This window comes from Luteibacter rhizovicinus, assembly GCF_004342265.1.
In the GTDB taxonomy this organism is placed as follows: Bacteria; Pseudomonadota; Gammaproteobacteria; order Xanthomonadales; family Rhodanobacteraceae; genus Luteibacter; species Luteibacter rhizovicinus_B.
Map to the genome: position 1 here is coordinate 192927 of NZ_SMCS01000006.1, position 13141 is coordinate 206067.

Below are 13141 nucleotides of genomic sequence, written 5' to 3' on the forward strand. Positions count from 1 at the left end.
TTACGTGCATGCCACGGCCGGCATGCATACTCTCCCACCTGGAGGCTCCACCGCCGGTTCCGCCCTTAGGAATCCGCCCCGTACCGTTTAAGGATCCACGTCATGCAAGTGAACAAGATCAAGCGTCTTTCCCTCGCCCTCGGCGCGCTGCTAGCATGCGCCGCTCCGTTCGCGGCGACCGCCAAGGCACCGGTGAAGAAAGAGAAAGAAGTCGCAACGGCATCGGCACTGAAACAGGTGCATGCCGTTCCACCGATGATCGCCGATCTTGAGAAGCGGACGTTCCAGTGGTTCTGGGACAGCGCCAATCCGTCCAACGGACTTATTCCCGATCACTATCCGACCGACTCCTTCGCGTCGATCGCGTCGGTGGGTTTCGGGCTGACCGCTTATGGCGTCGGCGTCGAACGCGGATACGTGACCCGTCAGCAGGCCATCGAACGCACGCTGACGACGCTGCGCTTCTTCAACAACTCGGCACAAAACGATTCGGAAGACGGTGCGACCGGCTTCCACGGTTTCTACTACCACTTCCTCGACATGCAGTCCGGCAAGCGCTTTGCGCGCTGGGTCGAAGTGTCGACGGTCGATACCACGCTGCTGCTCGGCGGCGTGCTGTTCGCGCAGAGCTATTACGATCGCGATACGCCCGAAGAGAAAGAAATCCGCCAGCTCGCCGACGACATCTACCGCCGCGTCGAGTGGACCTGGGCGCAGCAGCGCAAGCCGCTGATCAGCATGGGCTGGACGCCGGGCGGCAAGTTCATTCCGCACGACTGGAAAGGTTACGACGAAGGTATGCTCGTCTACATCCTCGCATTGGGTTCGCCGACCCATCCGATCGGCGACGATGCATGGAGCGCGTGGTCGGCGACGTACAACAAGACCTGGGGCGAGTTCTACGGCCAGACGCATCTCGGCTTCGCACCGATGTTCGGTCACCAGTACAGCCACACCTGGGTCGATTTCCGCGGCATCCGCGATGCCTGGAGCCGCGATCACAACCTCGACTACTTCGAGAACAGCCGCCGCGCCACGTATTCGCAGCAGGCGTATGCCGTCGCCAATCCGGGCAAGTGGACGGGATACGGCAAGAACGTCTGGGGTCTCACGGCCAGCAACGGCCCCGGTGGCCTGATCGTCAAGAACGGCGACACCGAGCGCACGTTCCACGGCTATACCGCGCGCGGTGCCGGCATCGACTACATCTCCGACGACGGCACCATCGTGCCGACGGCGGCGGGCGGATCGATCGCGTTCGCGCCGGAGATCGTCATTCCCGCGCTTGAAGAAATGAAGCAGAAGTACGGCCAGTACGCCTATACGAAGTACGGCTTCGTCGATGCATTCAACCTCAGTTTCCACACGCAGACCGATATCCGTACGGGTCGTCTCGTACCGGACGTGGGCTGGTTCGATACCGTGCACCTGGGCATCGACCAGGGTCCGATCGTGCTGATGATCGAAAACCATCGCAGCGATTTCGTCTGGAACGTGATGAAGAAGAACCCGTATATCCGCAAGGGTCTCGAGCGGGCGGGCTTCACTGGCGGCTGGCTCGAGCAGGGCGCCAAAGCCGAATGAGCAAACGCGGCATTCGACGTGGCGGGATCGTGGCGCTGGCCCTCACCGGCGCCATGATCCTTGCCGGTTGTGCGAAAGAAGACGCATCGTCGCGCACGCTCGATTTCTGGACCATCGGCCGCGAGGGACAAGCGGTCGAGAAGTTACTGCCGGAGTTCGAACGCGAACATCCCGGCTTGCACGTCAACGTGCAGCAGTTGCCCCTGACTGCCGCGCACCAGAAACTGTTGACGGCATTCGCGGGCAATTCGACGCCGGATGTCACGCAGCTCGGCAATACCTGGGTGCCCGAAATGGCGGCGCTTGGCGCGCTGGAACCGCTGCAGTCGCGCGTCGACGCATCGAAGATCATCCGGACCGACGATTACTTCCCCAGCATCTGGGCGACCAACGTCATCGACGGCACGCTTTACGGTGTGCCCTGGTACGTGGACACGCGCCTGCTGTTCTATCGCAAGGACCTGCTGGCCAAGGCTGGCTTCGACCATCCGCCTCGCGACTGGGTCGAATGGCGCGAGATGATGGCGAAGCTCAGTCAGCCGGTCGGTACGACGTACGGCATCCTGATGCCGACGAATGAATTCGAGCAGTTGCTGTCGCTTGTGCTGCAGCAGGACGATGCGCCGCTGCGCGATAACAATCGTTACGGCAATTTCCGTAGTGCGGGATTCAAGCGCGCGCTGACGTTCTATGTCGATACGTTCAAGCTGAAGCAGGCGCCGTTGATCACGAACGTCGGCGTCGGCAATCCGTGGGCCGCCTTCGGCCAGGGGTATTACACCTTCTATCTTTCGGGTCCGTGGAATATCGGCGAGTTCCGCAAGCGTCTTCCCGAAGCGCAACAGAAAGACTGGTCGACGGCGCCGCTGCCGGGTCCGACCGGTCCGGGTGCATCGAACGCGGGCGGCTCCAGTCTGGTGATCTTCCGCGCGTCGAAGCATAAGGACGACGCCTGGGCGCTTATCGACTTCCTGTCGCGCCCCGACATACAGGCGCGTTTCTACGAGATTCTGGGCGACATGCCACCGCGTCGTTCGTCATGGGAAATGGACGCGCTGCGTAACGACCCGGAAGCCGCCGCATTCCGCGATCAGCTGGAACGCGTGAAGGCGACGCCGCCCATTCCCGAGTGGGAACGCATCGTGACCGAAATGCAGCTGCTGGCGGCGGAAGCCGCGAGCGGCAAGAGAAGCGTTGACGATGCCGCGGCCGAACTCGACCGGCGCACCGACGCGATCCTGGAAAAGCGGCGCTGGATTCTCGACCACCCCCGGAGTGACGCCAAGTGAATACCTCGCGCGCCGCCTGGCTGTTCCTCGCTCCCGCGCTGATCGTGCTGGGCATGTTCTTCCTGTTGCCCGTGCTCGCGGCGTTGATCCTCAGCCTGACGGACTACGATCTCTACGCGCTGGCGGATATCCGCAACCTGCGCTTCGTCGGGCTGGAAAACTACTGGACACTATTGCATCGTCCGTTGTTCTGGTCGGCGCTTGGACACACGGTGTATTTCGTGGCGGTAGGCGTGCCGCTTTCGCTTATCGCTTCGCTGGGTGCGGCCATGCTGCTGAACTCGCCGCTCGCGCGATGCAAGCCGTTCTTCCGTACCGCGCTGTTCGCGCCGGTCGTGACGACCGTAGTCGCGGTCGCCGTGATCTGGCGTTATCTGTTCAATACGAAGTACGGCCTGGTGAACTCGGTGCTCGATGGCATCGGCGTCGCACCCATCGACTGGCTGGGCGATCCGCACTGGTCGATGCCGACGATCATCCTGTTCGCCGTGTGGAAGAACTTCGGCTACAACATGATTATCTTCATGGCCGGTCTGCAGGCCATTCCCGCCGATCTTTACGAAGCCGCGCGCATCGACGGCGCCTCGGCGCTGCGCCAGTTCCAGCACATCACGCTGCCGATGCTCAAACCCACGATGGTGATGGTGAGCATCCTGACGGTATCCGGTTACTTCCAGCTGTTCGCCGAACCGTATGTGATGACCGAAGGCGGTCCGTTGCAAAGCACGACCAGCGTTCTGTACCTGATGTACGAAGAAGGCTTCAAATGGTGGAACCTCGGTTCCGCGTCGGCCGTTGCGTTCCTGCTCTTCATCATCATGTTCGCCGTCACGGCGGTCATGCTGCGACTGTCGCGCCGCGGAGGTGAAGTATGAATCCGCGTATCGCCAAAGCGATCATCAATGGCTTGCTGATCGCAGGCGCCGTCGTCGCATTGCTGCCGCTGTTGTGGATGGTATCCGTATCGTTCATGACGCAGGGCGAGGCCAGTTCGCTGCCCGCGCCGCTGTTCCCGAAACATGCGACCTGGGCCAACTACCGCGAACTGTTCGCCAACGCGGGCATGGGCCGCTACCTGCTCAACAGCCTGCTCGTTTCCACGGCGATCACCGCCGTCTCGCTCGCGTTCAATCTGATGGCTGGTTACGCGTTCGCCAAGTTGCAGTTCGCCGGTCGCGAACGGCTGTTCCAGGGGTTGCTAGGCGCGCTGGTCATTCCCGCGCAGGTGGCGATGCTGCCGCTGTTCCTGCTGCTGAAGTACCTGGGTCTGGTCAACACGTACGGCGCGGTCATCGTGCCGGCCATGGCCACCATTTTCGGTATCTTCCTCGTGCGTCAGTATGCGCGCGGCATTCCGGACGATCTGATGGAAGCGGCGCGGATCGATGGCGCCGGCGAGATGCGCATCTTCGTCACCATCGTGATGCCGTTGCTGAAGCCGATCATGGTGACGCTGGCGATCTTTACCTTCCTCGCCGCATGGAACGACTTCATGTGGCCGCTGATCGCGCTGACCGGCCAGGAACATTACACGTTGCCGATCGCGCTGGCGTCTCTGTCGCGCGAACACGTGCAGGACAGCGAACTGATGATGGCCGGCTCGGTGGTAACGATTCTCCCCGTGCTGCTGCTCTTTCTCGCACTGCAGCGCTACTACCTCGAAGGTCTGCTGCTGGGCAGCGTCAAGGGATAAACACATGCTTCTTCGTTCGATCCTCGCCACAGCCGCGCTCACCGCCGGCTGTCTGCTGCCTTGCGCGTATGCGCAGACGGACGCCCGCCTTCTCGACGGTTTCGACCGTGCCGCGAACTGGACAGTCGGACATACGGACGACGTCAGTGCGACGCTGCGTCAGGACGGCGGTTCGCTGTGCCTGGATTTCGACTTCAACGGCGTATCCGGTTCCGCGTCGCTGAAGCGCGAGCTGCCCATCGACTATCCCGGCAACTTCGCGCTTTCGTTCGACGTGCGCGGGTCGATGTCGCCGAATACCTTGCAGCTGAAACTGATCGACGACAGTGGCGACAATGTCTGGTGGTATCAACGTCCCGCTTTCGTGCCCACGAAGGATTGGCAGCACATCGAAGTGCGTCGCAAGGATATCGAGTTCGCATGGGGTCCCACGAAGGACCGGGTGCTCACGAAAACCGCCGCCGTCGAATTCATGATTTACGCGGAGAAGGCCGGCAAGGGTCGGGTCTGCTTCGACAACCTCCGCCTTAAACCGTTGCCGCCCGAGCCGGCGAATGCCGCTCCGTCCACGGCAGCCGCCACGCCACCCAAAGTGTACTTCCAGGCGCAGGCGAAGAAAGTACGGCGCGGACTCTATCCGCGCGGATTCTCCGGCGAACAGTCTTACTGGACGCTGGTCGGCGTCGACGGCGGTAGCGCGGAGTCCGCACTGATCTCCGAGGACGGCGCGATCGAAGTGAACAAGGGCGGTTTTTCCATCGAACCCTTCGTGCTGGACAACGGCAAGCTTGTTACCTGGGCGGACGTTCGCGCGTCGCAGTCGCTGCTGGACGGTTATCTCCCGATACCGTCCGTTCAGTGGAAGACCGGCGCGCTGGGGCTCGAGACGACGGTGTTTGCCCAAGGCGAAGCGGGGCGCTCCGAACTGGTTATGCGTTACCGCGTGTCGAACGATGGCGATGCCGCTCGCGATGTCACGCTGGCCTTGATGGCCAGGCCGTTCCAGGTCAATCCACCCACGCAGTTCCTCAATTCACCCGGTGGCACCAGCCCGATCCATGATTTCGCCTGGGATGGAAAGAAGCTCACTGTCAATGGCGTGCACGTCGTCGTTCCACTGCAAAAGACGGATGACTTCGTTGCCAGCAGGAATACCGATGGTTCATTGCCCGAACGCATCGCGGCGGGCCAGCATCCTTCGGTTGCCAAACTGCACGACGACCTCGGCTTCGCCCAGGGTGCGTTTCTCTATCGCTTGCATGTGCCTGCGAAAGGCCACGTCGATCTTGGGCTGGTCGTTCCTTCCATTTCGTCCGCGCATGTCGACGTGCCCGCGAACACGGCAATGTGGCTGGAAAGTCGGCTCGATGCCATCGCGTCCACATGGCGCGAAAAGCTGAACCGCGTCTCGATCGAAGCCCCCACGGCCGCGCAACCCATCGTCGATACGATGCGCAGTGGCGTCGCGCAGATACTGATGTCGCGCAACGGTCCCGCGTTACAGCCGGGCACGCGTTCGTATGGACGTACCTGGGTACGCGACGGCGCGATGATGCTCGAAGGGTTGCTGCGCACCGGTCATGCCGACGTCGCGGGCGAGTTCGTCGACTGGTACGCGCCGCATCAGTTCAGCAACGGCAAGGTGCCATGTTGCGTGGACGCGCGCGGCTCCGATCCGGTACCGGAGAACGACAGCCACGGCGAACTGATCTTCAGCGTCGCCGAGCTTTACCGCTATACGCACAATCGCGAGCAACTGACGGCATTGTGGCCTCACGTCGAACGCGCGGTTGCGTACATGGACAAGCTGCGGTTAAGCGAGCGCACCGACGCGCAACGCAACGGCCCGCTGTATGGACTGATGCCCGCCTCGATAAGTCACGAAGGCTATTCGGCCAAGCCGATGCATTCGTACTGGGACGATTTCTGGGCCATGAAGGGCTATGACGATGCGGTCGATCTGGCCGCGACGCTCGGGAAGACGGGCGATGCGAAACGCATGGGCGAGTCGCGCGATACGTTTCGTACCGATCTGCATGCATCGATCGCCGCCGCGGTGAAAGAGAAGGGCATCGATTTCATTCCCGGTTCGGCGGAACTCGGTGACTTCGATGCGACGTCGACGACGATCGCCATATCCCCCGGTGACGAGCAGACGCGGTTGCCGGCCGACCTGGTGCAAGGCACCTTCGAACGCTACTGGCAGGGTTTCGTCGCGCGACGCGACGGCAAGACCGCGTGGGACGATTACACGCCGTACGAACTGCGTACGGTAGCGACCTTCGTGCGCCTCGGCTGGCGGGATCGCGTGCAGGAGTTGCTTGCCTTCTTCTTTGCCGATCGTCGACCCGCCGCCTGGAACCAGTGGGCTGAAGTCGTGGGCCGCGATCCGCGCAAGCCGCGCTTCGTCGGCGATATGCCGCATGCGTGGATCGCTTCGGACTATGTGCGGTCCGCGCTGGACCTGTTCGCCTATGAACGCGCCAGCGATCACGCGATGGTGCTTGGCGCAGGCGTGCCGATGACGTGGCTGGATGGCAAAGGCATCGCGGTACGCGATATGCGTACGCCATACGGGAAGCTGGGTTACACGCTGCGTCGCGAGGATGGGAAGGTTGTGCTGACGATTACCGGCGATGCGAATCCGCCGGGGGGTTATGTGCTGGCGTTGCCGAAGGGTGAGGTGCGGGTGGCGAAATCCGCGACCCATCTCGACGTTCGGCTGTAGTCGCGCCCTCAGTGGGAGCGCGCCTGCGCGCCCCCACAGTTCCTCGTCCTTCGTAGGTAGCTAAAGGCTCAGTGAGTCGCCACGCGAGTCCGCAGCAGCGCATCCACTGCCTGCTGCCATTCCGTCGATCCCGACTTCTGCTGCGGCGCTTCCTCACCGAGCTTGGTCTGCACCGCCGAGTTCCACTCAGGCGTGCCGGGTGCCGGGCCGTGACCGTCGTCGCTGACGGCAAGGGTCCGATCGACCCAGGCATACCAGTCCGGCGAACCCAACGCGGGATTGGCGGGCGCGGTCTTACCCGGTGCGGGTTCCGTTGCCGGCGCGGAGGCGGAGGCGGAGGCGGTTTCCGGGGAGGAGGGCGAGCACGCCGCGAGGATCGCGGCGAGGGTGAGCGGAGCGATGGTAAACAACAGACGCATAGGCGGGTCCTGCAGGGGAACGGATACCCCAAGCCTAGCCACCCACGCGTCCGAAACGATTAACCCCGCTTAACATCAAGGTCTTACGACCCGCCGCCGTTCAGCTACGGGCAGCAACTTCGTCGATATGAAGCAATAAGTCCGCAGGATCGGCGAAAACGCGGTATGCGCCCGCGCGCTCCAGCTCGTTCTCGCCATAGCCGCCCGACAGGAGGCCAATACCCAGCGCCCGTGCCCGTTGGGCCGCGAGCATGTCCCAGATGCTGTCGCCCAGCACCAGCGCGTCCCGGATGTCCGTGCCGAGGCGCTCCGCCGCGGTAACGAACAGGTCGGGATCGGGCTTGGCGTGACGCACCTGATCGCGCGTGACCACGGGCACCTTGTTCGGATCGACGCCAAGCGCCGCGATATTGTGCGCCGCGGTTTCCATGCGACCGCTGGTCGCTATCGCCCAGGGAATGCCCGCGTCGGTAAGCCAGGCGAGCAGTTCCCGCGCACCGGGCAGCGGACGAACGGCACCCGCTTCCGCCAGTCGTCCGTATGCCTTCGCATGATTGATGCGAAGGCGCTCGATGCGATCCGGGGTGATCTCGGTGCCGGTCTCGCGCAGGAGGATATCGGTGAACAATCCGCCGCTCATGCCGATTTTCCGATGGATGCGCCACACCGAAAGATCGATGCCTTCCATATCCAGCGATTCCTTCCACGCCAGAACATGCTGGTAGACGCTATCGACCAGCGTGCCGTCGAGATCGAAGAGAAAGGCGTGCTTAGCTCTGGACATGGGGGATCACAGGAGTGAGTCGGGGAACGCCGATCTTAGAACTTGCCCGCGCGGAAGTCCGCGATGGCTTCGTGGATCTCGGCCTGCGTGTTCATCACGAACGGACCATAGCGAGCCACCGGCTCTTTCAGCGGACGACCCGCGACGAAGAGCACGCGCGCGGCCTGATCTGCGGCGAACGTGACGCGATCGCCCTTCGAAAGCACCGCCAGTTCGCTACGTTCCAGCGATTCGCCGGCCACCTCGGCCTTCGTTCCTTCGAACACATACGCGAATGCACTGTGGCCTTCGGGCACGCTGAGGTCGAAACGGGCGCCGGCTTCCAGCGCGATATCGAGATAAACCGGCTCCGTGGCAACGGCGTCCACGGGCCCGCGCACGCCGCCGACGTCGCCGGCGACGACACGCACCGTTACGCCCTCGGCCGGATGGGCCACGGGAATGCGCTCCGGAGCGATGTCCTGATAGCGCGGTGCGGTCATCTTGTCGCTGGCGGGCAAGTTCACCCACAGCTGAAAACCCCACATCAGGCCTTCTTCCTGCTGCGGCATTTCCGAGTGGAGGATGCCGCGACCGGCCGTCATCCACTGGACGCTGCCGGCGGTAAGGTCGCCGCGATTGCCGTGGTTATCGCCATGGAGCATGCGGCCGGCGAGCATGTAGGTCACGGTTTCGAACCCGCGATGCGGGTGCTCGGGGAAGCCCGCGATGTAATCGCCGGCCTGGTCGGAGCGGAATTCATCCAGCAGCAGGAACGGGTCGAGCATGTCGAGCGCCGGCTGGCCGATGACGCGCTTGAGCTTCACGCCCGCGCCATCGGATGTGTCCATGCCGCGTACACGGCGGGAAATGCTGCGGTCGGTCATGGGAAGGTCCTCGTGTGAGAGACACCTACAATGCGGCTTACAGGCACACGCGCCAAGCGTGCAACGGCGAACGGATTGTTTCCACGTAGCGGCTTGTCGCTTGCACGTATCCGCTTGCCGCTTGTGCAGGAGCGCGCTCCTACACAAAACCGATGCGGGTCAATGCACCCAGTGGCCGCTGCGCTGGCGCGGCGGGCCGTCTTCGCCTTCTTCGTTACGTGGCTTCAGCATGGCCTGAACTTCGGCTTCGGTCGGCTGGTGCGTATGCCAGTAATCGCCGACCGCACCCAGGACGACCGGGACCTGCGCGAGGCAGTCGTCGTATTCGTCGTCGGTCAGCTTCTCGAATTCGGTATCGGCGGAGAGGATGCCCTCATCGACGGCCAGGGCCATGATCGGGCCCAGTAGTTCCATCAGCGTCGGGTCTTCCGCAAGACGCGTTTCCCAGAGTACCGCGCGCATATCGATGCCGCGACTGAAACCCTCGCACCAGCCGGCGGCCGACAGCATGGGACCGCTCTCCGTGTCGATCTCGCCGAGAATCGGCTCGTAAGCGTCCACTTCGAGCTCGGCGCCGATGGAATCGTTGAGCTTGGCCAGCAGCGCCAGCACACGATTGCCTTCGCCTTCGTCGGTGAAAGCGTCATGCAGCACTTCGGGGAGCCATTCGTCGGGCAGCACTTCCAGCGGACCCACGGCGATGGCCGAGAGCATGCCGTGGACGCCGTCGAGCATCAGATCGCCTTCGCCCGCGTGCGCACGCAGGTAGCGGTCCAGTTCTTCCAGTTCCTTGTCGTCCAGCGAGCTGGGCCAATCGGACTTCGGGGTATTCATTACAGGGCTAGCTCCAGCGCCACCGGGGTGTGATCCGACGGCCGTTCCCAGGTCCTCGGTGTGCGATCGATAACGGACGATGTCGCGAGCGACTTGAGCGCATCGCTGATCAAAATAAGGTCGATCCGGAGACCCATGTTGCGCCGGAAGGCCGCCTGACGGTAGTCCCACCAGCTGAAATGGCCGGCCTCCGCTTCGAAGAGACGGAAGCTGTCAGCAAGGCCCAGCGCGGTGATGGCGGCAAGGCCGGCCCGCTCCGGAGGAGAACACAGGATGTCCTCACCCCAGGCCACGGGATCGTAAACGTCGCGATCGTCCGGACAGATATTGAAATCGCCCAGCACGACCAGTTTCGGGTAGCGGACGATTTCCTCGGCGAGGAAGTCGCGAACGCGGGCGAGCCAGTCGAGCTTGTACGCGTACTTTTCGTCGCCCACGGCTTTGCCGTTGACCACATAGAGATTGACCACGCGAACGCCGCCCACGGTCCCCGCGAGAATCCGTCGCTGGGGATCGTCGAGACCCGGGATGTCGGTAACGACTTCGGTGATCTCGCCGCGAGCGAGGATCGCCACGCCGTTATAGGTCTTCTGCCCGGAATAGACGCTGCGATAGCCAAGTGCCGCGATCTCGTCGACCGGGAACTTGCTGTCTTCGAGCTTGGTTTCCTGCAGGGCCACCACGTCCGGCGCGGCGTCGGCCAGCCACTGCTGCAGATGCGGCAGGCGGACCTTCAGCGAATTGACATTCCACGACGCGATTTTCATGGCGTCATTGTAAGGGAAAGGCGGCGCACCCCGGCTAGGGTGTGCCGCCTTTTCCGCCTCGTCGCCCCGGAATCAGGCCAACCCATAGCTCTTCAGCAGGGCGTCCGGCCGCGGTTCGCGGCCGCGGAACGCCACGAACGATTCCAGCGCGGGACGCGTCGCGCCCACCGCCAACACCTCACGGCGGAAAGCGTCGCCCGTCGCGCGGTCGAGTACCCCGGCGGCCTCGAATGGTTCGAATGCGTCGGCGGACAGGACCTCGGCCCACAGATAGCTGTAATAACCCGCCCCGTAACCGCCGGCGAACACATGCGTGAAGGCATGCGGAAAACGCTGCCACGCCGGCGGATACATGACGGCAACCTCGTGGCGGACTTTCTCCAGTACATCCATGGGACGTGCGCCGCGCGCCGGGTCGTATTCGAGGTGCAGGCGGAAGTCGAACAGCGCGAACTCCAGTTGCCGCACCAGAAACAGGCCGGCATGAAAATGCCGGGCGGCCAGCATGCGTTCGTACAGATCGTCGGGCAGCAGTTCGCCGGTTTTGTAGTGCCGCGCGAACAGCGCCAGCGCCTGTCTGTCCCAGGCGAAGTTCTCCATGAACTGGCTGGGCAGTTCGACCGCGTCCCACTCGACACCGTCGACGCCGCCCACCGAGGGAATATCGACCTCGGTCAGCATATGGTGCAGGCCATGGCCGAATTCGTGGAACAGCGTCAGTACGTCGTCGTGGGTCAGCAAGGCTGGCGCGCCGTCCGTGGGCGGTGCGAAGTTGCAGGTCAGGAAAGCCACGGGCGACTGGACCTGATCCCCGTCCCTGAACCGCGACGCGCATACGTCCATCCACGCGCCGCCACGTTTGCCGGAGCGAGCATACAGATCGATGTAGGCACCGGCGAAGATCCGGCCATCGGCATCCATGACGTCGTAATAGCTTACGTCCGGGTGCCAGGTGTCGACGTCCTCGCGCTTCTTCAGCGTGATGCCGTACAGGCGCTGGATCACGGTGAAAAGACCTTCGACGACCGCGGGAAGCGGGAAGTAGGGCTTCAGCTGCTCTTCGTCCAGTTGGTAGCGTTCCTGACGCAGGCGTTCCGACGCGAAGCCGACGTCCCAGGGCTCGAGGTTGTCCAGCTTTAGCGTGTCGGTGGCGAAACGGCGCAGCTCGTCCAGTTCGCGACGGGCGACGGGACGCGCGCGACCGGCCAGATCGGCAAGGAAATCGAGGACAACCTGCGGCGAGGTCGCCATTTTCGTGGCCAGCGATTCCTCGGCGGCATTGGCGAAACCGAGCAGCTGCGCGGCTTCGTGACGCAACGCCACGATCTTCTCGAGCCGCACGGTATTGTCGAACTTGCCCGCGTTCGGCCCCTGATCCGAGGCACGCGTCTGGTAGGCCCAGTACACACGTTCGCGCAGTTCGCGGTTCTCGGCGTAGGTCAGCACCGCCTGCACGCTTGGCTGTTTCAGCGTCACCAGGTAACCGTCGAGATCCAGGTCCTTCGCGTATTCGCGCAGGACCGCACGACCGGACGGCGGAATGCCGGCGAGATCGCGTTCGTCCGTGACGTGCTGGTGCCAGGCTTCGGTGGCATCGAGTACGGCATTCGAAAACTCGGTGCTCAACTTCGACAGCTCGACGCCAATTTCGCGAAAACGGGTGCGCGCCGGTTCTTCCAGCGCAACACCGGACAGACGGAAGTCGCGAAGCGCATGTTCGACGGACGCTTTCTCCGCGATGGAAAGCGTCGCGAAATCCGGCCGGCCGGCAACCGCCTGGACCGCCGCGTACAGGTCCCGGTTCTGTCCGACTTCGATACCGTGATCGGTGAGCTTTTCTTCCGCCGAACCATGCGCCTTGCGCAACGCCTCGGAATCGACCACCGAATGGAGGTGGCTGACGGGCGACCACGCACGGGAAAGCGTCTGGTCGAGCCGCTCCTGGGCGAGCATGACGTGGGCGAAATCGCGCGGCGCGTCGGGCGTGGCGATGGCGTCGATAGCGGCACGCTGTTCCGCGATCAGGGTGTCGATGGCCGGCTCGACATGCTCGGGCCGAATGGCCGAGAAAGCGGGCAAAGTATTTTCGGCAAGCAGCGGATTGCTATCCATGGTGGGTCTCCTTAGGCCGCAAGCGTGGTGCTAGGACGGTATCAAATCAAGCCGGGTGCGGCGGC

Annotated in this window: 11 protein-coding genes; 5 read left to right on the forward strand and 6 right to left on the reverse strand. The window is 63.2% G+C overall.

Translation table 11 applies throughout. The annotated features are described in order from the left end of the window. Window positions 1–102: 102 nt before the first annotated feature. Genes EC912_RS15205 through EC912_RS15225 form a run of 5 tightly spaced genes read left to right on the forward strand, consistent with a single transcriptional unit; the run spans window position 103 to window position 7294 of the window. Window positions 103–1584 carry a glucoamylase family protein gene (locus tag EC912_RS15205; RefSeq protein WP_132145556.1) on the forward strand — a complete coding sequence of 494 codons (1482 nt, stop codon included), beginning with the start codon at window positions 103–105 and terminating at the stop codon, window positions 1582–1584. Continuing rightward, window positions 1581–2873: a sugar ABC transporter substrate-binding protein gene (locus tag EC912_RS15210; RefSeq protein WP_132145558.1), complete on the forward strand. Its 1293-nt coding sequence runs from the start codon at window positions 1581–1583 to the stop codon at window positions 2871–2873. The genes EC912_RS15205 and EC912_RS15210 overlap by 4 nt, the downstream gene beginning before the upstream one ends. Before the next feature lie 53 nt (window positions 2874–2926). Further along, window positions 2927–3748 carry a carbohydrate ABC transporter permease gene (locus EC912_RS15215; RefSeq protein ID WP_132145760.1) on the forward strand — a complete coding sequence of 274 codons (822 nt, stop codon included), beginning with the start codon at window positions 2927–2929 and terminating at the stop codon, window positions 3746–3748. Then, entirely contained in the window at window positions 3745–4566 is an 822-nt protein-coding gene (locus tag EC912_RS15220; RefSeq protein WP_132145560.1) for a carbohydrate ABC transporter permease, read from the forward strand. Before EC912_RS15215 ends, EC912_RS15220 begins: the two co-directional genes overlap by 4 nt. Window positions 4567–4570: 4 nt before the next feature. After that, the gene (locus EC912_RS15225) at window positions 4571–7294 is read left to right on the forward strand and encodes a discoidin domain-containing protein (RefSeq protein WP_132145562.1); all 2724 of its coding nucleotides are present in this window, start codon (window positions 4571–4573) and stop codon (window positions 7292–7294) included. 68 nt (window positions 7295–7362) lie between these two features. Here the strand turns inward: EC912_RS15225 and EC912_RS15230 are convergent, their stop codons facing one another. From EC912_RS15230 to EC912_RS15255, 6 genes are all read right to left on the reverse strand, one after another. Continuing rightward, the gene (locus EC912_RS15230; RefSeq protein WP_132145564.1) at window positions 7363–7713 is read right to left on the reverse strand and encodes a hypothetical protein; all 351 of its coding nucleotides are present in this window, start codon (window positions 7711–7713) and stop codon (window positions 7363–7365) included. Window positions 7714–7813: 100 nt separating this feature from the next. Continuing rightward, window positions 7814–8497 (reverse strand): HAD family hydrolase, encoded by a 684-nt coding sequence (locus EC912_RS15235; RefSeq protein WP_132145566.1) that lies wholly within the window; start codon window positions 8495–8497, stop codon window positions 7814–7816. Between the two features lie 35 nt (window positions 8498–8532). Continuing rightward, entirely contained in the window at window positions 8533–9363 is an 831-nt protein-coding gene (locus tag EC912_RS15240; RefSeq protein ID WP_132145568.1) for a pirin family protein, read from the reverse strand. A 159-nt stretch (window positions 9364–9522) separates the two neighbouring features. After that, a complete protein-coding gene (locus EC912_RS15245; protein ID WP_132145570.1) occupies window positions 9523–10197 on the reverse strand; it encodes a YecA family protein in 675 nt (224 codons plus the stop codon). Continuing rightward, the gene (gene xth, locus EC912_RS15250) at window positions 10197–10964 is read right to left on the reverse strand and encodes an exodeoxyribonuclease III (RefSeq protein ID WP_132145572.1); all 768 of its coding nucleotides are present in this window, start codon (window positions 10962–10964) and stop codon (window positions 10197–10199) included. The genes EC912_RS15245 and xth overlap by 1 nt, the downstream gene beginning before the upstream one ends. A gap of 72 nt (window positions 10965–11036) precedes the next feature. After that, a complete protein-coding gene (locus tag EC912_RS15255) occupies window positions 11037–13076 on the reverse strand; it encodes a M3 family metallopeptidase (RefSeq protein WP_132145574.1) in 2040 nt (679 codons plus the stop codon). Window positions 13077–13141 lie beyond the last annotated feature (65 nt).